18 protein-coding genes and 1 pseudogene are annotated in these 24,063 nt (G+C 70.8%); 12 read left to right on the top strand and 7 right to left on the bottom strand.

Annotated features, from left to right (window positions below):
• Positions 1-193 precede the first annotated feature (193 nt).
• Positions 194-616, bottom strand: a pseudogene (locus D7W81_RS24315) (AHH domain-containing protein); the annotation flags it as partial.
• Between the two features lie 71 nt (positions 617-687).
• Positions 688-1,803 carry a Gfo/Idh/MocA family protein gene (locus tag D7W81_RS24320; protein ID WP_120557776.1) on the bottom strand — a complete coding sequence of 372 codons (1,116 nt, stop codon included), beginning with the start codon at positions 1,801-1,803 and terminating at the stop codon, positions 688-690.
• Between the two features lie 162 nt (positions 1,804-1,965).
• On the opposite strand from D7W81_RS24320, the gene D7W81_RS24325 reads away from it, so the two are divergent.
• Both D7W81_RS24325 and D7W81_RS24330 read left to right on the top strand, forming a co-directional pair.
• On the top strand, positions 1,966-2,736 hold the full coding sequence (locus tag D7W81_RS24325; RefSeq protein ID WP_158621679.1) for a sporulation protein: 771 nt from the start codon (positions 1,966-1,968) through the stop codon (positions 2,734-2,736).
• A 90-nt stretch (positions 2,737-2,826) separates the two neighbouring features.
• Entirely contained in the window at positions 2,827-4,647 is a 1,821-nt protein-coding gene (locus D7W81_RS24330) for a DEAD/DEAH box helicase (RefSeq protein WP_120557778.1), read from the top strand.
• A gap of 55 nt (positions 4,648-4,702) precedes the next feature.
• On the opposite strand, the gene D7W81_RS24335 is transcribed toward D7W81_RS24330, so the two are convergent.
• Entirely contained in the window at positions 4,703-7,546 is a 2,844-nt protein-coding gene (locus D7W81_RS24335; RefSeq protein WP_244227392.1) for a type 2 lanthipeptide synthetase LanM family protein, read from the bottom strand.
• 117 nt (positions 7,547-7,663) lie between these two features.
• The gene (locus tag D7W81_RS24340) at positions 7,664-7,861 is read right to left on the bottom strand and encodes a DUF6229 family protein (protein WP_120557780.1); all 198 of its coding nucleotides are present in this window, start codon (positions 7,859-7,861) and stop codon (positions 7,664-7,666) included.
• A gap of 381 nt (positions 7,862-8,242) precedes the next feature.
• On the opposite strand from D7W81_RS24340, the gene D7W81_RS24345 reads away from it, so the two are divergent.
• Both D7W81_RS24345 and D7W81_RS24350 read left to right on the top strand, forming a co-directional pair.
• Positions 8,243-9,712, top strand: a complete 1,470-nt coding sequence (locus tag D7W81_RS24345) for a hypothetical protein (protein WP_147445599.1) — start codon at positions 8,243-8,245, stop codon at positions 9,710-9,712.
• 15 nt (positions 9,713-9,727) lie between these two features.
• On the top strand, positions 9,728-11,101 hold the full coding sequence (locus D7W81_RS24350; protein WP_120557782.1) for a metallophosphoesterase: 1,374 nt from the start codon (positions 9,728-9,730) through the stop codon (positions 11,099-11,101).
• A gap of 12 nt (positions 11,102-11,113) precedes the next feature.
• Here the strand turns inward: D7W81_RS24350 and D7W81_RS24355 are convergent, their stop codons facing one another.
• Entirely contained in the window at positions 11,114-12,313 is a 1,200-nt protein-coding gene (locus D7W81_RS24355; RefSeq protein WP_120557792.1) for an MFS transporter, read from the bottom strand.
• Between the two features lie 277 nt (positions 12,314-12,590).
• Between D7W81_RS24355 and D7W81_RS24360 the strand changes: the two genes are divergently transcribed.
• Both D7W81_RS24360 and D7W81_RS24365 read left to right on the top strand, forming a co-directional pair.
• Positions 12,591-12,956, top strand: coding sequence for a MerR family transcriptional regulator (locus tag D7W81_RS24360; RefSeq protein WP_120557783.1), 366 nt, complete (start codon positions 12,591-12,593; stop codon positions 12,954-12,956).
• On the top strand, positions 12,943-13,869 hold the full coding sequence (locus tag D7W81_RS24365; protein ID WP_120557784.1) for an alpha/beta fold hydrolase: 927 nt from the start codon (positions 12,943-12,945) through the stop codon (positions 13,867-13,869). Before D7W81_RS24360 ends, D7W81_RS24365 begins: the two co-directional genes overlap by 14 nt.
• Positions 13,870-13,880: 11 nt before the next feature.
• Here the strand turns inward: D7W81_RS24365 and D7W81_RS24370 are convergent, their stop codons facing one another.
• Positions 13,881-14,792: a glutaminase gene (locus D7W81_RS24370; protein WP_120557785.1), complete on the bottom strand. Its 912-nt coding sequence runs from the start codon at positions 14,790-14,792 to the stop codon at positions 13,881-13,883.
• Positions 14,793-14,862: 70 nt separating this feature from the next.
• Here D7W81_RS24370 and D7W81_RS24375 point away from each other — a divergent pair, with 70 nt between their 5' ends.
• Positions 14,863-16,257, top strand: a complete 1,395-nt coding sequence (locus D7W81_RS24375) for an alpha/beta hydrolase family protein (RefSeq protein ID WP_120557786.1) — start codon at positions 14,863-14,865, stop codon at positions 16,255-16,257.
• A gap of 113 nt (positions 16,258-16,370) precedes the next feature.
• Positions 16,371-16,988, top strand: a complete 618-nt coding sequence (locus D7W81_RS24380) for a dihydrofolate reductase family protein (protein ID WP_120557793.1) — start codon at positions 16,371-16,373, stop codon at positions 16,986-16,988.
• A 19-nt stretch (positions 16,989-17,007) separates the two neighbouring features.
• Here D7W81_RS24380 and D7W81_RS24385 read toward each other — a convergent pair whose 3' ends face one another.
• Positions 17,008-17,769, bottom strand: coding sequence for a ParA family protein (locus D7W81_RS24385; RefSeq protein WP_120557787.1), 762 nt, complete (start codon positions 17,767-17,769; stop codon positions 17,008-17,010).
• A 212-nt stretch (positions 17,770-17,981) separates the two neighbouring features.
• Between D7W81_RS24385 and D7W81_RS24390 the strand changes: the two genes are divergently transcribed.
• The 4 genes from D7W81_RS24390 (at position 17,982) to D7W81_RS24405 (ending at position 23,926) form a co-directional block, all read left to right on the top strand.
• Entirely contained in the window at positions 17,982-18,818 is an 837-nt protein-coding gene (locus D7W81_RS24390) for an MBL fold metallo-hydrolase (protein ID WP_120557788.1), read from the top strand.
• A complete protein-coding gene (locus D7W81_RS24395; RefSeq protein WP_120557789.1) occupies positions 18,815-20,404 on the top strand; it encodes a sigma-54-dependent Fis family transcriptional regulator in 1,590 nt (529 codons plus the stop codon). The genes D7W81_RS24390 and D7W81_RS24395 overlap by 4 nt, the downstream gene beginning before the upstream one ends.
• Before the next feature lie 169 nt (positions 20,405-20,573).
• Complete coding sequence (locus tag D7W81_RS24400; protein ID WP_120557790.1) at positions 20,574-21,998, top strand: sugar porter family MFS transporter; 1,425 nt, start codon at positions 20,574-20,576, stop codon at positions 21,996-21,998.
• Between the two features lie 131 nt (positions 21,999-22,129).
• Positions 22,130-23,926 (top strand): DUF4215 domain-containing protein, encoded by a 1,797-nt coding sequence (locus D7W81_RS24405; RefSeq protein ID WP_120557791.1) that lies wholly within the window; start codon positions 22,130-22,132, stop codon positions 23,924-23,926.
• Positions 23,927-24,063: the final 137 nt, after the last annotated feature.

Here is a 24,063-nt window from a genome sequence, read left to right on the forward strand (position 1 = left end):
GGAGTCAGGTGCGCTACTGGATAAAGGCTGGCGTCCTCACGCCCGAGCGCGACCTGCCCAGGGGCTTTCTCTGCTTCCGGCTGACACGCGCAGTCGAGCAGCGCATCCAGGCCGCTCTCGCCCGAGGGCGGAAACGACGCAGCCCTCAGCAACCTCACCGCAGTCACACCCATTTCCACTGATACAGGTGTCCTGATGCAGGCTCCGGTACCGCCAGCAGGACCATGTACGTGGTCCAGGTCCACAGGACGGCTGCCAGCATGACCTCAGGTTCGGCCATGCCCTTGAAGGCGTCGATCATCTCGTCCCTCACGACGCCTTGCGCGAGGGCCATTGCCAGGGTGTAACGGGCATCGCCCGTGACCGTGGGGCTGTCGACCAATAGGCGCAGGCAGTCTCCATGCCGGGAGGCGCGCTCACACCAACGCAGGTAGGCGCGCGTCAACTCCACGTCCGCTTGCAGTCCTTCACCTTCCAGGTGTTCACCCGGACCGAGCGCGGTGACGCGACGAGTGCGAGGGTCGTACAGATACGAGCCACTTCGTGGCTCAACTTCGAACAGCCGGCGCGCCGCTTCCTGGGGATGCGTGGACGGCCGCGCGACGTGGGCCATCGCCGCATGCGAAGTCCTCCTGGAGCCAACTCCTCCATGAGGACAGTACATCAGAGAATAGCAGCTAAACCCGCCTATCCCTCCGCTGGAGCCGGCGCATTCACCGGTTCCGGTGGCTCCACCGCCGGCTTCACGATGAGCTGATCCAGCGTGGGCCGCTTCGGCTTTTCGAACGGGGCCAGCTTCACGGGCTTGTTCGTGCGCGCGGACTCCTGCAACGCAACAATCACGCGCACGTCCGCCAGACCTTCGATGCCGTTGGGCTCCGGGTCGCGGTCCTCCAGGATGCACTGGGAGAAGTAGACGAGCTCCGGCGCGAACTGGTCGCTGTTCTTGAACGTCCGCGTCTCCGTCTCACCTCCCACCGTGAGCACATGCTCGATGTCCGTGCCGTAGCCGAAGCCGTGCCGGACCTGCAGGTCGCCCTCCGTGCCCACCAGCCGGTAGCTCGACACCGCGGAGGCCTCGTGGCTGATGGCGAACTGCGCCACCCTTCCGTTCGGGAACCGCATCAGCGCGAACGCCGACGCGTCCACCCCGTGGAAGCGCCCATCCCTGCCCCCTCCCGTGAACGCGAACACCTCGCGCGGCTCATCCCGGAACAGGTAGCGCGCGGCGTTGATGGGATACGGCCCTTCGTCCAACAGCGCTCCGCCTCCCACGTCCACGCGCGTGCGGATGTCCCCCTTTCGCACCTGCTGCGTCAGCGTGCCCGTGAACACCAGCGGGTCCCCCAGCCGGCCGGAACGCACCAGTTCGATGGCGCGGAGGTTCGCCTCTTCAAAATGGAGCCGGTACGCGACCATCAGCTTCACGTCGTTGTCGTTCGTGACGCGGATCATCGCCTCGCAGTCCTCCACCGAGGTCGCCATCGGCTTCTCGCAGAGGACGTGCACACCAATGCGCGCCGCACGCTCCGTGAAGGCCCGGTGCATCGTGTTGGGCAGCACGATGTAGACCGCGTCCGCCTTCGACTCGCGCAGCACCTGTTCGAACTTGTCGTAGGTCCCCACGTGCTCCACGCCGTACGTCTTCTGGAGCGCGTCCCGCTTCTCTCCGTCAGAGGAGATGATGGCCACCAGCTCGGAGTTCTCCTCTGCGTGCTGGAACGCCGGGAGGATGGCCACCTGCGTGAGGTTGCCGGCCCCCACCACCGCGTACCGCACCCGCCTGGAAGTCCCCTGCGCCATGATGCACCTCTCCCGTGGTGAGGCTTTACGCTGGTGACGCGCCGGGCCACCCCGCAAGCCGCGCCCGTCCCTCCGGTACAGGGGCCGCATGATGGGCAGGCAGCCAGGCACTCGGGCTTTCGCGCCGCCCCCATCCGGCCTATGCCGTCCCCAGAGGACCCCATGCCCTTCAAGAAGATGCTCGCCCGCCTTGGGATTGGCAGCGCACGCGTGGACACCCGCCTGGAGCACGACACCGTGCGCGCTGGCGGTGACCTGCACGGACTGGTCCACGTCCAGGGCGGTCACACGCCCCAGCGCATCGACCGCATCGACCTGCACCTGATGGCGCAGTACCTCCAGCGCGACAACGACCGCCGCAGCGCGCTCAACGCCGTCGTGCGCACCTGGCGCATCTCCAATCCCTTCACCCTCCAGCCGCGTGAGGAGCGGGAGATCCCCTTCTCCCTGCGCATTCCCTCCCACACGCCCATCACCGAACGCGGCTCGCCCGTGTGGATCAAGACGGCGCTCGACATCGACAACGCCCTCAACCCCGAGGACAGCGACCGCATCCACGTCCTGCCCCACCCCTCCCTCCAGACCGTGCTGGATGCCGTCCAGCAACTGGGCTTCCAGTGGAAGAACGCGTACTGCGAGGCCGGATCCCCGCTGGGGCGCGACGAGCCCTTCGTGCAGGAGCTGGAGTTCCACTCCGGACCGGAATGGAAGGGACCGCCCCGCACACTCGCCCTCCTGCCGTTCCCCCAGGACGACGCGCTGGAGCTGATCCTCGACCTGGACCGCGGCCCCCGGGGCCTCACCTCCCTCCTGGAGGGCACGGCCCTGGACGGCGGCCGGCGCCAGCGGCTCCTCCTGTCCTCCAGGGACCTGTCCGAAGGGACAGGGGGCGTCGCGGCGCTGCTGGGGCCCCACCTGCGCGGCGGGCTGTAAAAGCCCGAAAGGCCCGGACCTTCGTACAGGCCTGGACGCAGGCGATTCCCAACTCCTCCGCCCGGGCGCGGAAGTGGTACAAGCCGCCGTGTGAAAGCTCCTCCGCCTCCCGCTGCCCCTGAAACCCCCACGTTCGACGCCCTCGGGCTCAAGCCCGAGCTCGTCGAGGCGCTGACGTCGCTCGGCTACGAAGAACCCACGCCCATCCAGGCCGCCGCGCTCCCGCCGCTGCTCGCCCAGAAGGACCTGCTGGGCATCGCCGCCACGGGCACCGGCAAGACCGCCGCGTTCGCGCTCCCGCTCCTTCAGCACCTGACGCCGGGCGCCGCCGGACCGCACAGCACCTCCGCGCTGGTGCTGGTGCCCACGCGCGAATTGGCCATGCAGGTGTCCGAGGCCATCCACCGCTACGGCCAGAAGCTGGGCGTCAGCGTGCTCCCGCTCTACGGCGGCCAGGAGATTGGCCGGCAGCTGCGCGTGCTCAAGCGCGGCGTGGACGTCATCGTCGCCACGCCGGGCCGCGCGCTGGATCACCTGCGCCGCAAGACGATGAAGCTGGACCAGGTGCGCACGGTGGTCCTGGACGAAGCGGACGAGATGCTCGACATGGGCTTCGCGGACGACCTGGAGGCCATCCTCTCCGAGACGCCCGAAAAGCGGCAGACCGCGCTGTTCTCCGCCACCCTGCCCCCGCGCATCGCCAGCATCGCGGAGCGCCACCTGCGCTCGCCGGTGCGCGTGCGCATCGAGAAGGAGAAGCTGGAGGCCGGGGAGATGCCCCGCGTCCGGCAGACGGCCTACATCGTGCCGCGTGCCTTCAAGATCGCCACGCTGGGGCGCGTGCTGGACCTGGAGTCCCCCACCGCTGCCATCGTCTTCTGCCGCACGCGCACGGAGGTGGATGAGCTCACCACGTCCCTCAACGGCCGGGGCTGGCGCGCGCACGCGCTGCACGGCGGCATGAGCCAGGAGCAGCGCGACCGCGTCATCAAGCAGTTCAAGTCGCAGGCGGCGGACCTGCTCATCGCCACGGACGTCGCGGCGCGAGGCCTGGACATCCCCCGGCTGACGCACGTGGTGAACTTCGACGTGCCCAACGCGCCGGAGGCCTACGTGCACCGCATCGGCCGCACGGGCCGCGCCGGCCGCGAGGGCGTGGCCATCACCCTGGTGGAGCCCCGCGAGCACCGGCTGCTGCGCAACATCGAGCGGCTCACCGGCCAGCGCATCGAGGTCACCGCGGTCCCCACCGTGTCCGACCTGCGCGCGCGCCGGCTGGAGATGATCCGCTCGTCGCTGCGCGAGACGCTCGTGGCCGGAGAGCTGGATGGGTTCCGCGGCATCGCGGAGGACCTGTCCGGCGAGTTCAGCGTCATGGACGTGGCCGCCGCCGCCATCAAGCTCCTCCAGGAGAAGGAGGACGAGGGCAAGGACTCCTCCGAGCAGGACATCCCCCAGATGTCGGCGCCCACGGAGCGGAAGGGCCCGCGCCCCGAGCGCTCCGGGCCTCCGGGCCGGTCCAGTGACCGTTCCGAGCGCCCGGCGCGAAGCCCCCGGACAGAGCGGCCCGAGCGCGGCGAGCGGCCCGAGCGCGGCGAGCGGCCCGAGCGGGCCGAGCGCGGTGAGCGGGAGGACCGGGGCCCCGCGCGTCCTCCGCGCGCGCCGGAGTGGAACGTCACGCGGCTGTTCATCGGCGCGGGCCGCACCGCGGGCATGCGGCCGGCGGACCTCGTGGGCGCCATCGCAGGCGAGGCGGGGCTTGAGTCCTCGCGCATCGGCGCCATCCACATCGCGGACATGTACTCCATCGTGGAGGTGCCGGAGCCGGACGCCGCGCGCATCATCTCCGCGCTGAAGGGCTCCACGCTGCGTGGCCGCAAGGTCACCGTGCGCCGCGACACCCGCGACTGATGCACCTCGCGTGTCACCGGCCCCCGTCACGGGCGGACCGGTGACGCGCGCGTTTTCAGGGCGCGTCCGGATCCATGTCCGGCGCGCGTCCCAGCAGCAGCGGTGATGCGAGCCGGCTCTCCGGATGCATGCGCAAGAGCGTGTGGATGACGCCGCCCAGCCCCGCCATCAGCCCGGGCGAGAAGGCGTCGCGAGCAAGCCCCGCCACCGGCCCCCGCGCCTCCAGGCCGGAGATGAGCTCCGCGTCCAGCGTCTCCCGGTCCGCTCCGAGCGGCTCCGATGCAAGGCGCCGCGCCGTCTCCAGGAGCTCCCACAAGCCCAGGTCCCCGTGGCACAGGGTGTGGGTCCAGCCGAAGCCCTCGCGCAGGGCCGCGGCCCGGGCCCGCTGGAGGAGGTCTCCGTAGCGCTCCGTCCCGGTGCGAGCGAAGAGGTCCGCCGCCGCCATGCCGATGCCCGTGCTCCCATGGCACCAGCTGGTCAGTTGATCCGTGGCGTCCGGGCGGCGGAGGTCCGTCCAGTTGCCCGGGTCCGGCCGGTAGAGCCCCTCCACGAAGTCGAAGGCGCGCTCGGACAGGCTCCGCCACCGCCGCCGGTCCGCCGCCGTCCCCGCCGCGCTCAGGCCCAGCCGCGCCAGCGCCCAGCCGATGCCCGCCGTGCCATGCGCGAAGCCGCCGATGGGCTCCGGGAACATGGACGTGGACCAGCGCGCGTCCCCCGCCACGCCGCGCGCCGTGTCCTCCAGCCGCCGGCCCGCGTGCGCCGCGATGTCCAGCCACTTCGGCTCGCCCGTCTGGTCCACCAGGTTGAGCAGCGGGACGATGACGCCCGCCACCCCGCCCAGCACCTCCAGCAGTCCGTCCGCGTCCAGCACCTGCGGCGTCAGCACCGCCGCGCGCTCGCGGGCCCGGTCCAGCGCGCCGGGGACGGTGCCCAGGTCGTGCAGCGTGGACCAGATCCACACCTGCGACGCGAGCCCGGAGAAGCCACCCGGCGGCTTCACCGGCACGCGGTCCTCGGTGGCGCGGAGCACCGCGAGCGTGCCGTCCAGCAGCTCGGGCAGGCCCTCCACGGCGTCCGCGCGGCCGTGGTGGACCTCGCGCAGGTACTGGGCCAGCACCACCGCGACGCCGCCCTGCCCGCTGTAGTGCTCGGCGGAGAGGGGCCGCACCGCCCAGCCGTACTCGGCGAGCACCGGGCTGATCCACGTCACCGTCCCGTCCGGCCCCCGCACCGCCGCGTCGCGCACGCGGTGGACGAGCTTGGACAGCTGGGCCCGGCGCCGCGCATCCAGCCGCTCCCGGCGCGCGGGCGTGGCGGGCGCGACGCCGCGAGGCGGCAGGGCCTTCTCGTTGAGGTAGGCGCTGATCAGCGTGCTCTGGATGGTCATCTCCTCCAGGGACTCGTCCACCGAGCGCCACGCCTCCACCGTGGCGTCAATCACGCTCCGGGTCACCGGCTGGGTGAACACGGGGATGTCGCCCACGCACAGGTCCGCGAGCTCCTCGTCGATGACGGGCATCGAGGAAGGCGCGCCCGGGGTCACGTCCGCGTTCTTGCGCATCACGTCCCGCGCCCGAGCGTGGGCCTTGGGCGCGTCGTACAGCGAGGCCGGGTGCCAGAGCATGCGCAGCAGCTCCGCGTACGTCTGCGTGGGCCGCAGGATGCGGCGGACGACGGCGCCCGTGAACGGCTCCAGCAGCGGACGCAGCCCGCCGTACGCGTCCAGCGTCTTCATGCGCGAGGTGAGCCCGTGGAAGCCCTCCACGACCTGGTCCCAGTGCCGCGCGAGCACGGGGTCCGGGCTGGGGTGGTTCTTGGACAGGGGACGCTCCATCAGCGTCATGCCCAGGCGGGCGCCATCCGTGCCTCCGCCGACGATGAGGGGCGCCGGGATGCGCGGCTGCTGTCCCGGGAGCGAGCCGGCCGCGGAGATGTCCAGGCCGCCCAGGCCCGGGCCCGCGCTTCTCACGGGGAGCAGGCCCGTGCGCAGGACGGTGCCGCGGATGGCCTTCGCGGCTAGGTCCACCGCCAGTCCACGCTCCGCCGGAGGCACGGGCGGATCCGGGGTGAAGAGGCTCTCCACGTCCACCACCACGGGCACCGGCCCGTGCGCGATGAGGTTCTCCGAGTGCAGGTCCGTGCCACCCAGCAGGCGCATCACCGCGAGCCAGTGGCCCAGGTTCCGGTAGAAGCGCGCGAGCTCGGTTTCGCCCTCGCAGAAGCGGTGCTCCACGAACTCCGCCCAGCCATAGCCCGCGCGCACCAGCACGGCGGGCACGCGGATCCGCGTGGCGGCGTCATCCTGCGCGAGCAGTCTTGAAAGCAGTCCCTCCAACGCGCGGTCCACGCGCATGCACCGGGGCTTGTAGAGCACCCGGCCCTCTTCCAGCTCCAGCAGCGCCACGGTCTGGCCGCCCCGGTGGGCGTCGCCCTCGCCCAGCCGCAGGCCCTTCAGCGCGCCGCGAGGACGGCCGGGCAGCTCCGTCAGCGACTCCCGGTCCGCGACGAACCGGTCCGCCAGCCGCAGCACGGCCTGGGTCTGGAGCCGGCCCAGGGTCCCCAGCCGCTCCAGGAGCGGCGGGTAGCGTCCGCGCAGGTGCGCGTGAAAGCCGGAGGTGCACGCGTGGTCGAGGAACTGGGCCCACCGTCCCGGTGAATCCGCGGCGTCCAGCCGTCCCTCCAGCGACGCGGCGTGCAGCTCCAGGAGGAGCACGCGGTTGAGCCTGAGCTGGGCGCTGAAGCCCAGGGTCTCCCGGGCCGCGGCTTCCACCACGTCGCGCTCGGCGGGGGACAGGCCCTGCATCCGGGAGAGCCGTTCCGACAGCGCGTCCAGGTGCGGCGTCAGCAGGACGTTCACGGGGCGTGCGAGCCATCCCTCGGGAGGGATCTCGGCAGCCATCGACGCTTCCTCGTGGACCATGAGGGGGCTCCCTGGGGGATTGGAGGGGAAAGCCCTCCGGCGCCGCGCACGGCGCCGGAGGGGTGATTCAGACGGACGGGGGCCGTCCGGGGTGGCTCAACAGCACCACGCGGTGGTGGACGCGGTGCAGCTGCTGCACCCCGTGTCGGCCACGAGGTTGGACTCCGTGAGCGCCTGCTCCGTGCGGTTACCTCCCACGAACACCGGGCCCGCCGGGTTGGTCATGCCATGGGACTCCTCATCACCGGACAGCCAGCCCTGCACCACGTCCTGGACCGATGCCTGCTTCGTCATGAGTGTTCTCCCTCGCGGCCGGACCCACATGGCGAGGGGTGCCATGCGCGCCGGACGCGAAAGCGAACGTGAACACAGACACGCCCTGTAATGCCAGACGCGGCAGGTCAAAGTCAGACACCACACAAAGGCTTTCGCTCTCACGCCACAAGTCCAGCGCGGCGCGAACCGGACGTAAGGGATTGCCACCACGAAACAGCAGGTCCCCTGTCCGGGCGGACGAGGAGGCTGTGGACCAGGAGACATGTCGGCCCCGGGGTCGGAATACGAGCCCGCCACGCGACACCGCCCCACCGTGAACGACGGAGGCCTGACAGCCAGGCCCCTGTCCGCTCTTTCCAGGTCAGCGGGGAGGCCTAGGATGGGGAGGAGGAGGTGAACGTGAAGCACCCCATTCCCAGCCTGGAAGATCCATTGGTCTTCAATGGCATCGACGGGGTCACCGGGCAGTACCTGGTGCCGCCCATCGCGCAGCAGGCGGCCGCCGAGGTGGCGGAGCCCCGGCAACGGGTGTCGTATTTCGACGCGTGGAGGAAGTGGCTCGGGTTCGTTCCCCGCTTGTTGCAGTTCGACCTGCCTTACGGTGTTCCGCATGAGGACTACACGAAGGCGGGCTGGGGGGTGGTGTTTCCGGCGTCCGCCTCCGAGGCGCTTCGCAAGAGCCTGGAGCCGCTCACCACCCACCGGAGCGAGCGCGTGGACGCGGGCCGGTTCCACGTCCTCACCTACCAGCCCGGTGAGACGGCGCATCAGTTCCTGAGGCGGAACGGGGCGCCCATCGGCGACGTGCAACCCACCGTGGTGCCCTATTACCTCCTGCTCGTCGGCGGGCCCGACGTCATCCCGTTCGACGTACAGCACTCGCTCTCCCTGTCGTACGCCGTGGGCCGGCTCTCCTTCGACACGCTCGAGGAGTACGCGCGCTACGCGGACAGCGTGGTGGCCTATGAAACAGGCGCTTCCGTCCCCAATCACCGGCAGGTGAGCTGGTGGGGACCCAAGCACCCGGAGGATCGCTCCACGGAGCTCAGCGCGGACAGCCTCGTCACCCCATTGGTGCGGGGCGCCGTCACGGACCAGGCGCCCCATCTGGCGATTCCGGTTGCGAGGGCCGCCGGCTTTGTCAGCCGTGACGCCATCGAGGAGGCAGCGACCCGGGAATGGCTGCTCGCCGCGCTCCACGGCCGCGAGGAGCGTCCAGCAGTGATCTTCACCGCGTCCCATGGCGTGGGTTTCAGGGCGAATGATCCGCTCCAGCTCACGAAACAGGGCGCCCTCTTGAGCCAGGACTGGAGCGGCTTTGGCGCGATGGCCCCCGCGCACTACGTGGCGGCGTCGGACATCCAGGATGACGCCCGGCTCCACGGCCTGGTGGCGTTCTTCTTCGCCTGCTTCGGCATGGGCACGCCCGCGCACGACGAGTTCCCGCTCAACGCCACCCGGAAGGGCGAGGCGCTGGCGAGCGCACCCTTCATGTCGGCACTTCCCCGGCGGCTGCTGGCCCATCCCAACGGCGGCGCACTGGCGGTGATTGGCCACGTGGAGCGGGCCTGGGGCTTCTCCATCAAGCCCCTGGGCAATGCGAAGCCCACCGTCCATCCCTTCTACAACACGCTCCGGAAGATCATGGCGGGCATCCCGGTGGGCGACGCGCTGCGCAGCTTCCGCAGCCGGTTCTCCGACGCCAACACCGCCCTGTTGGCGCACCTGGACACCAACACGTCCGACGGCAAGCTCGAGCCCCGCGAACTGCTGCACCAGTGGATCGAACGCAACGACGCTCGCAACTACGTGGTGCTCGGCGATCCCGCCGTGAGCATCCGGCAGAACGACCTGCAGGCGCTTCCCTGAAAGGAGCATCGACCCATGCGAACGCTCATTCTCAGCGACCTCCACCTCGGCAACGGAGGCCCCTACGACATCTTCGCGGGCGCCGCCGAGCTGCCCGCCCTCTTCGACTCCTTCACCGCCACGCCCACCCACGTCGTCCTCAACGGGGACAGCTTCGACTTCCTGCTCAATGACGACCCGCTGGCGGTGGATCCGCGGCGGACGCTGGAGCAGGCCCGGGCCCTGGTGACGTCCGCGCCGACCGCGCCCGCGTTGAAGGCGCTCGGGCGGGTGCTGGCCGCGGGGGGCCGGGCGACGATGGTGGTGGGCAACCATGACCTGGAGCTGGCGCTGCCGGACGTCCAGGAGGTGATCCGCTCGGCGCTGGGCCAGCCCGCGGCGGTGGCTTCGCGGTTGGAGTTCCGGGATGGCACCGCGCCCCTGCAACTGGAGGTCGGAGGGTCGCGCGTGCTCGTCACGCACGGCGAGCACACCGACGGGGCGAACCGCATCGACTACGACTCGCTCCTGTCGCCGGAGCGGGCGAACCGCTTCAGATATCCGCCGGGCTCCGTGCTGGTGAAGACGCTGCTCAACCCGCTCAAGTACCGGCACCGCATGCGGTACATGGACCTGCTCAAGCCGGACTTCGAGGGCGCGGTGATGGTGGCGCTCGGCGTGAAGCCTGACGCGCTCAAGGTCTTGTTCACGTCCGGGACGCTCATGCTCATCCGGCGCCTGCTGGAGAACCGGGGCCTCGCGCCGGCCTTCGCGCTCGAGCCCATGGACGCGGTGGGTGCGTCGGACGCGGACGCGCACCTGGCGCGCAGCCTGGCGCGGGTGGACCTGAAGGACGACGAGGTGGACGCGCTGCTGTCGGTCCTGGACCCGGAGAAGCTCAACGCCTTCGACAACCCGGAGGCCCTGGGCCGCGCCCGGCTGAAGCTGGCGAAGGCGGGCTTCGCGGTCTACGCACGCCTGCACCGCGCGGTCGCGGGCAGGAGCGGCACGGACTACTTCGCGCTGGAGCCCGGTGAGAACGAGCTCGCGGAGACCGCGCGGCTGGCCAGGAAGTACAACCCCCAGGCGGTGGTGATGGGCCACACGCACGCGGCCCGCTGGCACGAGGGCAACGGCCCCCTCTACGCCAACACCGGCACGTGGATCTCCCTCCTGCGGCTCCCCGCCCCGGAGGCCTCCGACGCGGAATGGGGCGAGTACCTCGCGGAGCTCCAGGGCAATCCGTCGCTGGAGCCCGCGAAGCAGAAGCACGCGAAGCTGGAGCAGCGCTTCACCTTCGTGGAGGTGGAGCCCCACGCCTCCGCGAAGGGCGCGACCCTGCGCCTGTCGCAGTGGACGGACGAGGGCCCGAAGACCCTGCGCAGCGCGGACCTGCCGGCCGGGAGCTGAAGAGGTCCGCGTTCAGCGGGAGAGCTGGGGGCGGTCCGCCACGGCGGACAGCACGCCGTGCAGCACGGTCAGCATCACGGCCACCCCCAGCATGTAGGGCGCGATGAACTGGAGCCCCCACCGCTCCGCGATGACGCCCGCGAGGCTGGGCAGCGCCGCCACGCCCGCGGTCGCCGCGCTGACCTGGAAGCCCACCGCGTGCGCGGAGACGTCCAGCCCCACGCGGCGCGGCGTCTCCGACATCAGGACCGGGAAGATGGGCGCCAGCGCGAACCCCAGCAACGCGAGCCCCAACGCGGGCGGCACCGAAGGAATCGCGAACAGGAGCGCGCCCACCACGCCCAGCACCGTGCTCCCGCGCAACATTCGCACCGGTCCAATGTGCTCGACCACGAAGCCGGACAGCACACGCCCCACCAACAGGCTGCCCCAGTAGAGACTGACGCACGTGCCCGCCGCGACGGTGTGCAGGCCCCGGCCTTCCGTGAGCACCGTGAAGCTCCACTGGCCTGCCGTCACCTCCACGCCCGTGTAGAGGAAGAACGTGAAGATCTGCAGCCACACCCGGGGCCGGCGCACGGCCTCCATCGCGGACGCGGTGCGAACCTCCGCTCGGGCCTCCTCTCCGGGTGCCCCCGCCGGCGCGTCCCAGTGCCGGCGCATCACCAGGAACGTCAGGGCCAGCGTCCCCAAGACGACGGCGAGGATGGCGTAGCCCGTCCGCCACCCTGCCCCTCGCGCGAGCAGCGCGGTCATCAGCACGGGGCCCAGCGCGGCGCCCACGCTGTAGGCCGCGTGCAGCCAGCTCATGTGCTTGGGGCCGAAGTTCTGGGCCGCGTAGTTGTTGAGCGCGGAGTCGATGGCGCCTGACCCGAAGCCGATGAAACAGGCGGCGGCCAGGAACAGCGCGAACAGGGGCATCGTCGCGTAGCCCGTGAGCCCCAGCGCCACCGAGCCGGTGCTCAGCGCCAGCAGCAGCCCCAGGTTCATCGCCCGCATCAACCGGCCCGCGAGCAACCCGGAGATGAAGTAGGCGACCGCCGCCGTCCCGAGGATGGCGCCCATCGCCGCCTGCGACAGGCCGAACGTGCTCCGCAGCGACGGCCACGCGACGCCCAGCACCGCGTCCGGCAACCCCAGGCTGACGAACGCCAGGTAGGCAAGCGTGAGAAGCGCGGGACGGGGACGCGGCACGGACGGGGACGGACTCACGCGGCGCACCCTAGATCGCGCTACGGCATCCGGAGGGAACCACGCGGTCCCAATCACCCGGCGGGTCTTGACCTTGACACCAGTGTCAGGCCGTACACCCCGGGGACATGAAAGCGGTCTCCATGCCTGAGAAAGAGAGAGCCCCACAGGACCTCCCCGCCGGCGGCGGCCGGTCCGAACTGGTCCGACAGTCGGACCAGTTGGGACGACCCGGGCCGGGAGGCGGGCGGGACGCATGGAGGTCCGGAGGCCAGGCCCCTGGCATCAGGAGTGCAAGATGAACATCGGAGAACTCGCCCGGCGTACGGGCAGCAGCGCGCGTTCCATCCGCCACTACGACAAGGCCGGCCTCCTCGCCTCCCACCGCCGGGACAACGGCTACCGCGACTTCGACGAGGCCGCCGTCCCCCAGGTGATGCAGGTGGCCCGGATGATCCGCCTGGGCTTTTCGCTGGAGGAGATCGCCACCTTCCCGCCGTGCATGCTCCGGCAGGTCACGGACGCCATCTGCCCGGACGCGCTCGCGGCCCACCGGGAGCGCCTGGCGGAGGTGGAGCGGCAGCTCTTCGACCTCGCCCGCCTGCGCGAGCGACTCCTCGCCGTCCTTCCCCCCAACGAACGAGTCCCCCATGAACCGTCGTGACGTGATGAAGACCGCCCTGCTGGGCACGGGCCTGCTGCCAGGGCTCGGGCATACGGCCACGCCCGCGAAGGCGCCGCGCGGCAAGGCCCGGACGTTCCTCCTGGTCCACGGCGCGTGGCACAACGCCCTGCACTGGACGCGCGTCTCGGAGGCCCTCTCGGCGAAGGGGCACCAGGTGGTGGCCATCGACCTGCCCGGCCACGGCCTCAACGCGCGCTTCCCCGCGTCCTACCTCACGGGCGAACCGGCGCGGTTCAAGGAGGAGCGCTCACCCCTGGCCGACGTCACACTGGACGACTGCGCGGACGCCGTGGTCGCCGCGCTGGAGAAGCTCCAGGGAGGCCCGAAGCCCGTGCTTGTGGGCCACAGCGCCGGCGGCACCGTCATCACCCGCGCGGCGGAGAAGGCCCCGCACCTCATGGGCCGGCTGGTGTACCTGAGCGCCTACATACCCGTGCGCCTCCAGAGCGCCAGCGGCTACGGCGCGCTGCCCGAGGCCCATACGCCCTACAGCGCGCCCCTCTTCATCGGGGATGCAGCGAAGCTGGGCGCGGTGCGGATCAACCCGCGTGGCGACGCGAAGTACCTGGAGGCCCTGCGTGCGGGCTTCTACCACGACGTGGACGATGCAGCCTTCCTGCCCTTCGCGCTCACGCTCACGCCCGACATTCCGGTGTCCCTCTGGGTGGGCAAGGTCGGCGCCACGAAGGAGCGCTGGGGCCGCATCCCGCGCAGCTACCTGCGCTGCGCCCAGGACCGCGCCCTGGTGCCCGCGCTCCAGGACCTGATGATCCGCGAAGCGGACGCTTTCACGCCCGGCAACGCCTTCACCGTGGACACGCTGGACTCGTCGCACTCGCCCTTCGCGTCCCAGCCCCAGAAGCTGGCCGCGTTGCTGGACGGCCTGCGCTGAAGCGGCGGCCTTCAGAAGATGGACAGGCCGGTCAGCGTCGTGAACCGGTCCAGCGCCTCCACGCCCGCCACTGAGTTGCCTCGCGCATCCAGCCCGGGGCTCCACACGCACAGGCCGCAGCGGTTGGGGATGACGGCGATGATGCCCCCTCCCACGCCGCTCTTGCCCGGCAGCCCCACGCGGTAGGCGAACTCCCCCGCCGCGTCGTACGTGCCGCAGGTGAGCATCACCGCGTTGACCTGCTTGGCCTGGCTGCGCGTGAGCAGCCGCGACCCGTCCGCGCGCTGGCCATGGCGGGCGAGGAAGCCACACGCCCGCGCCAGGTCCGCGCAGCTCATCGCCAGCGAGCACTGCCAGAAGTAGTGCTCCAGCACCTCCGGGACGGCGCCCTCCATGTTGCCGTAGCTCGCCATGAAGTGGGCCAGCGCGCGGTTGCGGTGGCCGTGCTCCGCCTCCGACGCGGCGATGACCGGATCGAAGTCCACCGCCGGGTTGCCGCTCTCCGCGCGGAGGAAGTCCCGCAGGGTGCCGCGCGCATCCCCGGTGAGGCGCTGCAAGCGGTCCGTGATGACCAGCGCCCCCGCGTTGATGAACGGGTTGCGGGGGATGCCCTGCTCGTACTCCAGCTGCACCAGCGAGTTGAACGGGTTGCCAGAAGGCTCCTTGCCCACGCGCCGCCACAGCGCGTCCCCGTCCTTCGAAAGCGCGAGCGCCAGCGTGAACACCTTGGAGATGCTCTGGATGGAGAACGGCTCGCGCCAGTCCCCCACGCCGTACACGTCGCCCTCCACCGTCGCGAGCGCCATGCCGAAGAGGCGCGGATCCACCGCCGCCAGCGCCGGGATGTACGTCGCCACGCGGCCCTGCCCCAGCACCGGCCGCACCGCGTCCCAGACCTCGGACAACACCGCCTGGTAGTCCATGTGCCGCCATCCTCGTCCGGAACGTGCTTGGGGGCTTTCAGAAAATCCGCGGCACGGCGTCTGTTGGGGCATGCGCATCCTTCCGACCACGCTCCTGGCCCTCTCCCTCCTGGGCACCCTCCCCACCGCGTGCTGCAGCAACCCCAGTCCGTCCACGAACTCCTGCCAGACCCCGGATGAGACGCCGACGGACCCAGGCACGGTCCAGGTGACGCAGTTGGGCTCCGGCCAGCTGAACGCCGCCGGCCAGACCTGGCCCTATCAGCTGCTCAAGCTGGAGGTGCCCGGCCGCGCCGCCACCTATGCGCAGTGGTTCCCGCCCCGGAAGCCGGGCGTGTCGCCCATCGTGATGCTCACCAAGCCCTATGACGGCATCGCGTGGACGGGCGAGGCCGTGGACGCGAAGTGGGCCGCGCGCGGCGCTGGCATCCACCCGGACGACAGTGAACCGCACCACGGGCCGGGCTCCTCGCCCATCGCGTTCACGCCCACCACGCCGGACCTCATCGCGGGCGAGTCCTTCATCTACCTGTTCCATGACTTCGGAGTGCTCGCCGTCTTCGGCCGCTTCTACGCGGGCGGAGACCTCCAGAACGACCGCGACGACATGAACGCGGGCATGCGCTTCCTGGCCCAGGCCCCCAACGTGGACACCGCGCGCATTGGAGTCTTCGGTGGCTCGTGGGGCGGCTACGAGGCGCTCTACGCAGCGGCGGACGCCCCCGCAACGGTGGTGCCCAGCGTGGGCGTTGCCCTGTCCCCGCTGTCCGACTTCGCCGCGGAGGTGGACTACGTGAGCCGCGTCGTCCCGTCGCGAGTGAGCGCCCCGGCCATGCGTTCGCGCTACCAGCAGTTCTTCGAGCCCTACTTCCGCCGCATCTACGCCACCACCGGAGGCGACCCCGTCACCCCTGGCACGGATTACACGCGCTGGACCGCCGCGCACCTGGCGGCGAGCGTCCAGACTCCGTTCCTCATCCTCCATGACGACTGGGACACGCTCATCCCCGTGGAGCACACGCGCGCGCTCGTCGCCCAGGCCCCGCAGCGGTTCACGCCGATGTACTTCCAGAACCTCCCGGCCGTGGACTGGAACACCCTGCCCCCGGACCACGGGCCGCTGCTCACCCAGCACGTCAACGTCGTCATCACGCTGAGCCTGGGGCACCTCATCGTGAAGCTGGGCGCGGCGGAGCAGCCCCTCTATGTCCCCCATGCGCAGGGCACGGTGCGCGCGTGGTTGCAGGGCGTGCGCGCCGCGCAGGCGCAGGGCCGTGACGTGAGCGACGTGGTGCCCCGCCTGCTGGAGTTGACCGACCCGCGCGTGGTGATGCTGGACGCGTCCTTGGGGACACTGCAACCGGGGGCCGCCTTCATCGCCCAGGAGATCAACGCCGTCTGGGGCACGAGCCTGACCGAGACCACCGTGCGCTCGGTGCTCGCGCCTGGCCTGCCCACACCGTAGGCCGCGCAGGCCCACCTCACCGATAGCCACAGCGAAATCCGCTGTGTCGATCCTCGCCCGGTCCATTCGTCGCGGATGTGGACGGGCGGATGCCCGGAAGGATGGATGCGACCATGGAACTGACGGTGACGGAGTTCGTGACGTTGGACGGGGTGGTGCAGGCCCCAGGAAGCCCGGACGAGGATCCGAGCGGCGGCTTCGCCCATGGCGGCTGGGTGCAACCCCATTCCAGCCCGGAGTTGGGCGCGCACATCGTCGACATCTTCTCCCGAGCAGACGCGTTCCTGCTCGGGCGCGGGACGTACGACATCTTCGCGGGCTACTGGCCGCGCGTGACGGCGCCGGACGACCCCATCGCCCGGCCGCTCAACACGTTGCCCAAGTACGTGGCGTCCACCACCCTGCGCCGAGTGGAGTGGACGAATTCGACGCTGTTGGAGGGGGACACGGTGGAGGCGGTGCGCCGCCTCAAGGCCTCGCCCGGCCGCGAGCTGCAGGTGCATGGCAGCTGCGGACTGCTCCAGACCCTGATGGAGCATGACCTGGTGGACGTGCTGCATCTGCACGTCTTCCCCGTGACGCTGGGCAGCGGCCGGCGCCTCTTCGGAACGGGAACGCAGCCGCGCACGCTGCAGCTCGCGGCGTCGCAGATCACGCCCAAGGGCGTGGCGCTGCTCACCTATCGGCGCGGCGGGCCGCTGCGGGTCGGCACCATCGGACAGGCGGATTGACGCGTCCCGCGCCCAGGCTTCAGCGCAGGCCCGCGAGCTTCGCCAGCTCGCGGGACATGGCGCGCAGCTCCTCCGCGCCCGCCGCGTTCGGGCTCACGTCGAACACCACCTCGTAGCCCAGCCCCGCCTGGTTGATGGACTCCGAGCGCGGGATGCGTGCCTTCAGCACCGGCACCGCCACGTCCTTCAGCGCCTCCTCCATCGCCTCGTTGGTCGCGGGCGTGCGCCGGTCCCACAGGTTCACCGCGGCCACCAGCTGGCCGCCCTCCTCGCGCACGTCGCGCCACGCGGTTTCAATCTCACCCAGCCCCTGCAACGCGAACGCACCCGTGGGCACCGGCGCCACCACCACGTCCGCGAAGCACAACACGGCCTCCGTGAACGCGCCGATGCTCGGCGGCGTGTCCACGACGATGACGTCCGGCGTCCACGACAGCGTCTTCAACGCACGCGGAATCGCCTGGAGCCGGTGCCCCCAGCCGAACAACTCGCGCTCCAGCGCCGCCATGCGCGGGGCCCCCGGCGCGATGAACAACCCCGGCCTCCTGGGGGACGCCACGACAATCTCATCCAGCCGGTGCTTCGGCCGGGGCCCGAAGGCGTCCGCCACGCACGGGCCCTCGCGCGTCTCCAGGCCCAGCACCAACGACGCATGCGCCTGCGGATCCAGGTCCAACAGCAGCACCCGGCGGCCCGTGTCCGCCAGCGCCGCCGCCACGTGCGAACACAGCGTCGTCTTCCCGACGCCTCCCTTGATGGTGCAGAACGCGATGACCGGCATGGGCCCCGGATGTACCAGGAATCCGCCGCATCGCGGGGCCGCGCCGGATTGGACCGCCCGCCCCATCCAGGGCGCTCCAGAATGGAGCAGCCTGCCCTGCCCAGTCCCCCGCACTCCAATGATTCCAGCCCCTTGGCGCTGGCACCGGACGTGCTCTGTCCCCCTCACGTCAGGGCGCCCCCAGCGGGTGTCGGCGCATCAGGAGACCCATCATGGAAATCCGCTTCTTTGGCGTTCGGGGCAGCATCGCGGTGTCGGGCTCGCGCATCGGTGGCAACACGGCGTGCGTGGAGGTGACGAGCCAGGGCGAGCGGCTGATCCTCGACGCGGGCACGGGCATCCGCGCGCTGGGCGAGGTGATGATGCGCGAGGGCGCCCCTCAGAAGGCGACGATGTTCTTCTCGCACCTGCACTGGGACCACGTGCAGGGCTTCCCCTTCTTCACGCCCGCGTACCTGCCCACCACGTCGCTGATGATGTACGGCCCCGGCGCGAATGGTGCCCAGGCGCTGGAGTCCACGCTGTCACAGCAGATGCGCCCGCCGCAGTTCCCGGTGCCGCTGTCCACCATGCGCTCGAAGATGTCCTTCGGCGCCGCGCTGCACGGCCACACCGTGGAGGTGGGCCCCTTCAAGGTGACGCCCATCGACGTGCCGCACCCGGACGGCTGCATGGCCTATCGGGTCGAAGCGGACGGCCACTCGTTCGTGTACGCCACGGACGTGGAGCTGCCGGAGCGCCTCACCTCCGACGTGGCCCGCCACTTCGAGGGCGCGGACGCGCTGTGCCTGGACGCGCAGTACACGCCCGACGAGTACGAGGGACGGAAGGGCATGTCCAAGAAGGGCTGGGGCCACTCGACGATGATGGACGCGGCCAAGGTGGCCAAGGACCTGCACGCCGGGCGCCTCTTCCTCTTCCACCACGACCCGTCCCACGCGGACGAGCTCTTGGAGGACATGGCGCAGGAGGCGCGCGGCCTGTTCCCCTTCACCGAGCCCGCGCGTGAAGGCCAGCGCATGCTCCTGGGCCGCGCGGCGGGCGCATGAGCGCCGCGAGCCCGGAGCCCTGCGATAGAGTGTCTCCAGCGCCCTTCTCCCTTCCGCCGCTGCCCGCCGCCATGCCCTCGTCCCCGCCGGATGTGTCCCAGGTCCTGCTCCCCCTTGGTGGCCTGGTCGGGCGCGAGGTGGACCTGGACGCCTTCCTCCAGACGCTCGTGGACCGCATCGCCATCACGCTCCAGGCGGACCGGGGCACGCTGTGGCTGTTGGATCCGGTGCGCCGCGAGCTGTTCAGCCGCGCGGCGCACCTGCCGGAGGTCGCGCAGATCCGCGTGAAGCTGGGCCAGGGCGTGGCGGGCTACGTCGCGGAGGCCGGCGAGCCCGTGCACGTGCCGGATCCGCGCGGCGAGCGCCGCTTCTTCGCGGACATCGACCGGATGACGGGCTACCGCACCATCAGCCTGGCCGCGGTGCCGCTGCGGGATTCGGCGGGCGCGGTGTACGGCGTGCTCCAGGTGCTCAACCGCCTGGGCGGAGGCCCCTTCACGGAGGACGACACCCGGAAGCTCACCGACATCGCGGCCCAGGTGAGCACCGCCCTTCAAACGACGAGCCTCTACCAGGAGCTCCAGCGCGCGAAGGATCAGCCGCAGGCCCCGGTGGGCTACTTCTTCAACCGCATCATCGGCGAGGCCCCGCCGCTCAAGGCCCTCTACCGCCTGGTGCAGAAGGCCGCGCCCACGGACGCCACGGTGCTGCTGCGCGGAGAGAGCGGCTGCGGCAAGGAGCTCTTCGCGCGCGCCATCCACGTCAACGGCCCCCGGCGTGACAAGCCCTTCGTGAAGGTGGACTGCGCGGCCCTGCCCGCCGCCCTCATCGAGAACGAGCTCTTCGGCCACGAGAAGGGCGCCTTCACCGGCGCCGACCACCGCATGCCCGGCAAGTTCGAGGCGGCCGACGGCGGCACCGTCTTCATCGACGAGCTGGGCGAATTGCCCCAGGCCGTGCAGGGCAAGCTCTTGCGCGTGTTGCAGGACCGCGAGTTCGAGCGCGTGGGCGGCACGCAGGCCGTCAAGGTGGACGTGCGCATCGTCGCGGCCACCCACCGCGACCTGCCGCGCATGGTGTCGGAGGGGAAGTTCCGCGAGGACCTCTACTACCGCATCAAGGTCGTGGAGCTGCTCCTGCCCCCGCTGCGCGAGCGCGGCGCGGAGGACATCGAGCGCCTGGCCCGCCACTTCGTCGCCACCGCCGCCAAGCGCCACCGCCTGCCCGTGCCCCGCCTGGGCGCCACCGCGCTCGCCCGGCTCACGCGCTACCGCTGGCCCGGCAACGTGCGCGAGCTGGAGAACTGCATCGAGAGCGCCGTGGTGCTGTCCGAGGGCGAAATCCTGGAGGAGCACCTGCCCCTGCCCTCCCTGGACCGGGCGCTGTCCCCCGCCGCGCCGGAAGTGCCCACCGCCGCGCCGGACGCGCCGCTGCTCCTGCCGCTGGCGGAGGTGGAGCGCCGCCACATCCTGCGCGTGCTGGAGGCCGTGAAGGGCAACCGCACCGCGGCGGCGCGCACGCTGGAGATCGGCCGCAACACCCTGGCCCGCAAGCTCAAGGAGTACGGCCTGGCGGACGAGGGCTGAGCTCCGGCTCGCCCTTTTGATTCACGGCCCTGTCCCCAACGTGCGGCCCCCCGAGCGGCGGCCTGCCCGGGAGTGCCCTCCGGTGGCCACCGGGGGCACCTCTCTTCAGGGGCGTGGTGCGTACCGCGAGGGCCGGACCCGTGCCCGTCCAAGGGGGAGGGAGCAGGTCATGTCGGAGGTCATCGATGTCCCGGCGAGCAGGCGGCCCCCAGCGCATCGGGAGACACGGACCGGCAGGGTCATTGGCATCTCCGTGGTGGCCGCACTGGGCGGGTTCCTCTTCGGCTTCGACACCGCCGTCATCAACGGCACCGTCGGTGCCCTGAAGGCCGAGTTCGCCGCGAGCAGCCTGGGCCTGGGGCTGGCGGTGTCCTCCGCGCTCGTCGGCTCGGCTGTGGGCGCCTTCTCCGCGGGGCCCTTCGCGGACCGCTACGGCCGCAGGCGCGCGATGATGCTCGCGGCAGCCCTGTTCATCATCAGCGCCATCGGGTCGGGGCTCGCGTTCTCCCTGTGGGACCTGAGCTTCTGGCGGCTGGTGGGCGGCCTGGGGGTGGGCTTCGCCAGCGTCGTGGCGCCCACGTACATCGCGGAGGTCGCCCCCGCGTACCTGCGCGGCCGCCTGGCGTCCCTGCAACAGCTGGCCATCGTGACCGGCATCTTCGTGGCCCTGCTGGGGGACTTCGCCATCGCGCTCTACGCGGGCTCCGCCTCCAACCCCACCTGGCTCGGCCTCACCGCGTGGCGGTGGATGTTCTTCAGCGGCCTGCCGCCCGCGCTCCTCTACGGCATCGGCGCCATCTTCATCTCGGAGTCCCCGCGCTTCCTCGTGGCCAAGGGGCGCGAGGAGGAGGCGCTGAGCGTGCTGCGCGACATCGAGGGGGACGCCGCGCCATCCAAGGTCGTGGAGATCCGCCGCTCGCTGCGCGCGAACTACACGCCGCACCTGGCGGACCTGAAGGGCGGCCGCTTCGGCTTCCTGCCCATCGTGTGGGTTGGCATCGTGCTCGCGATGCTCCAGCAGTTGGTGGGCATCAACGTCATCTTCTACTACTCCAGCGTGCTCTGGCAGGCGGTGGGCTTCTCCGAGCACAACTCGCTGGCCATCACCGTCATCACCAGCGTCACCAACATCCTCACCACGCTCGTGGCCATCGCGTTCGTGGACAAGGTGGGTAGAAAGCCCCTGCTCCTCATCGGCTCCGTGGGCATGGCGCTGACGCTGGGCCTGATGGCGTACCTCTTTGGCACCGCGCCGCTGGACGCCGCGGGCCAGCCCGTGCTGCAGGGCGCGGCCAGCACCACGGCGCTCATCGCCGCCAACCTCTACGTCGTCTTCTTCGGCTTCTCGTGGGGCCCCGTCGTCTGGGTGCTCCTGGGCGAGATGTTCCCCAACAGCATCCGCGCGCTCGCGCTGTCCATCGCGGCCATGGCGCAGTGGCTGGCCAACTTCCTGGTGTCCGCCACGTTCCCGTCGCTGCAGGCCATCGGGTTGGGCTGGGCGTACGGTTTGTATGCCGCGGCCGCCGTGTTCTCCGTCTTCTTCGCCGCGAAATACATCCGCGAGACGAAGGGTCGGGAGCTGGAACAGATGTAGCCCCGCGAGGCAGGGCGCTCCACGGAAGCCCGTACACCTCTACGGGCTTTCTCCATTTTTACGCATCGGCTGGGTGAGAAAACACCTGATCCATTTGACACCTGGGGTCACGGCCTTCCAGCATCCCCTTCATGCTGAAACATTCCCCCCGCCGGACCCGACTCGCGAGCCTCGTGCTCGCTTCCTTTCTCCTCGCACTGACAGCCTGCCCCGGCGACGAAAACCCTGATGACGACGGCGGTACGAACATCACGGACGGTGGCTCCACCGACGGCGGCTCCACCGACGCCGGCGACAAGCAGCCGGATGGCGGCGCGTATGATCCGGGCCCCAAGGTCTGTGGCGACGGCAAGGTCCAGAAGGGCGAGGCGTGTGACGACCGCAACACCGTGAGCGGTGACGGCTGCACGTTCGACTGCGGTGAGGTGGAGGCGGGCTTCGAGTGCCCTGTCTCCGGCCAGGCCTGCGTCGTGGCGACGGCGTGCGGCAACGGCCTCGTGGAGGCGGCCGAGGTTTGCGACGACCGCAACAAGGAGTCCAACGACGGCTGCAAGGCGGACTGCTCCGGCGTGGAGAACGGCTGGACCTGCCCCTTCCAGGGCCAGCCCTGCCGCGCGGCCCAGTGCAATGACGGCATCCTGGCGGGCGAGGAGGAGTGCGAGGACGGCAACGCCACCAATGGCGACGGCTGCAGCGAAACCTGCCGCCTGGAGCAGGGCTACAAGTGCGACACCCAGGGCCAGCCGTGCACGCGGACGACCTGCGGCGACGGCAAGAAGGAAGGCACCGAGCAGTGCGACGACGGCGACCACGACATGGGCGACGGCTGCTCGCCGCTGTGCGTGCTGGAGCCCAAGTGCGTGAACGGCACCTGCGAGGCCCGCTGCGGCGACGGCGTCATCCTCCCCGGTGACACCTCCGAGGAGTGCGACGACGGCAACGTGCGCTCCAACGACGGCTGCTCGTCCACGTGCAAGCTGGAGGCGGGCTTCGCCTGCGTCCGCATCACCCAGGACCCGCCGTCCGTGGTGGAGATCCCCGTCGTCTACCGCGACTTCTGCGGCGTGAGCTCGGGCTGCACGGCCCCCGCGATCCAGCACCCGGACTTCAATGACGCGAACGGTCCGGAGACGGGCATCGTGGGCCCGAAGTTCGGCCCGCTGGGCGCGGACGGCAAGCCCATCTACGCCAAGGGCGCCGGCTCCCCCGTCACCCACGGCAAGACGGCCTTCGACCAGTGGTACCGCGACACGCCGAACGTCAACGTGACCGAGGTCAGCACGCTGAAGCTGAACAAGCAGGGCAATGGCTCCTACCTCTTCGATGACCAGACCTTTTTCCCGCTCGACGCCAGCGGCTGGGTCGGCATGGGCAAGGAGAGCCTGCTCAACGACAACAACGGCATCAAGCGCAACTTCAGCTTCACCAGCGAGACGCGCTACTGGTTCGAGTTCAAGGGCACCGAGGTGCTGACGTTCCTGGGCGACGACGACGTGTGGGTGTTCATCAACGGCAAGCTCGCCCTGGACCTGGGCGGCGTGCACGGCGCCACGTCCGGCACGGTGTCCCTGGCGGACGCGACCACGGTGACCGGTCTGGGCCTGCAGAAGGGGAAGATCTACGAGGTCGTCGTGTTCCAGGCGGAGCGCCACACGTCGCAGTCCTCGTACAAGCTGACCCTGAACGGCTTCGAAACGCAGCGCACCAAGTGCGAGTCCACCTGCGGCAACGGCACGGTCAACGCGGGCGAGCAGTGCGACAACGGCAACGCCAACGGCCCGGGCTACGGCAAGTGCAGCCTCACCTGCGTCTGGAACGCCCGCTGCGGCGACGGCATCACCCAGTACGCCTTCGGCGAGACGTGCGACGACGGCAACACCAACGACCGCGACAGCTGCCCCAACAGCTGCCAGGTGGATCCGGGGTAGCCGTCCCGTCGCCCCCAGCGCGCCTGGACCTCACAGGGTCCGGGCGAGCATGAACACGGCGGCCAGGGACAGCGCCCCGGCCGCCGCGAAGTGACCCCAGGCCCGGCGGGACAACACCCCGCCGGTGCCCGCGGCCC

The organism is Corallococcus aberystwythensis (assembly GCF_003612165.1).
Lineage (GTDB): Bacteria > Myxococcota > Myxococcia > Myxococcales > Myxococcaceae > Corallococcus > Corallococcus aberystwythensis.

Bases quoted from the DNA above. Each gene is read 5' to 3' on its own strand.
- D7W81_RS24320 (WP_120557776.1), bottom strand. From the start codon at position 1,803: ATGGCGCAGGGGACTTCCAGGCGGGTGCGGTACGCGGTGGTGGGGGCC.
- D7W81_RS24325 (WP_158621679.1), top strand. From the start codon at position 1,966: ATGCCCTTCAAGAAGATGCTCGCCCGCCTTGGGATTGGCAGCGCACGC.
- D7W81_RS24335 (WP_244227392.1), bottom strand. From the start codon at position 7,546: ATGGCTGCCGAGATCCCTCCCGAGGGATGGCTCGCACGCCCCGTGAAC.
- D7W81_RS24340 (WP_120557780.1), bottom strand. From the start codon at position 7,861: ATGACGAAGCAGGCATCGGTCCAGGACGTGGTGCAGGGCTGGCTGTCC.
- D7W81_RS24350 (WP_120557782.1), top strand. From the start codon at position 9,728: ATGCGAACGCTCATTCTCAGCGACCTCCACCTCGGCAACGGAGGCCCC.
- D7W81_RS24360 (WP_120557783.1), top strand. From the start codon at position 12,591: ATGAACATCGGAGAACTCGCCCGGCGTACGGGCAGCAGCGCGCGTTCC.
- D7W81_RS24365 (WP_120557784.1), top strand. From the start codon at position 12,943: ATGAACCGTCGTGACGTGATGAAGACCGCCCTGCTGGGCACGGGCCTG.
- D7W81_RS24370 (WP_120557785.1), bottom strand. From the start codon at position 14,792: ATGGACTACCAGGCGGTGTTGTCCGAGGTCTGGGACGCGGTGCGGCCG.
- D7W81_RS24375 (WP_120557786.1), top strand. From the start codon at position 14,863: ATGCGCATCCTTCCGACCACGCTCCTGGCCCTCTCCCTCCTGGGCACC.
- D7W81_RS24380 (WP_120557793.1), top strand. From the start codon at position 16,371: ATGGAACTGACGGTGACGGAGTTCGTGACGTTGGACGGGGTGGTGCAG.
- D7W81_RS24385 (WP_120557787.1), bottom strand. From the start codon at position 17,769: ATGCCGGTCATCGCGTTCTGCACCATCAAGGGAGGCGTCGGGAAGACG.
- D7W81_RS24390 (WP_120557788.1), top strand. From the start codon at position 17,982: ATGGAAATCCGCTTCTTTGGCGTTCGGGGCAGCATCGCGGTGTCGGGC.
- D7W81_RS24395 (WP_120557789.1), top strand. From the start codon at position 18,815: ATGAGCGCCGCGAGCCCGGAGCCCTGCGATAGAGTGTCTCCAGCGCCC.
- D7W81_RS24400 (WP_120557790.1), top strand. From the start codon at position 20,574: ATGTCGGAGGTCATCGATGTCCCGGCGAGCAGGCGGCCCCCAGCGCAT.
- D7W81_RS24405 (WP_120557791.1), top strand. From the start codon at position 22,130: ATGCTGAAACATTCCCCCCGCCGGACCCGACTCGCGAGCCTCGTGCTC.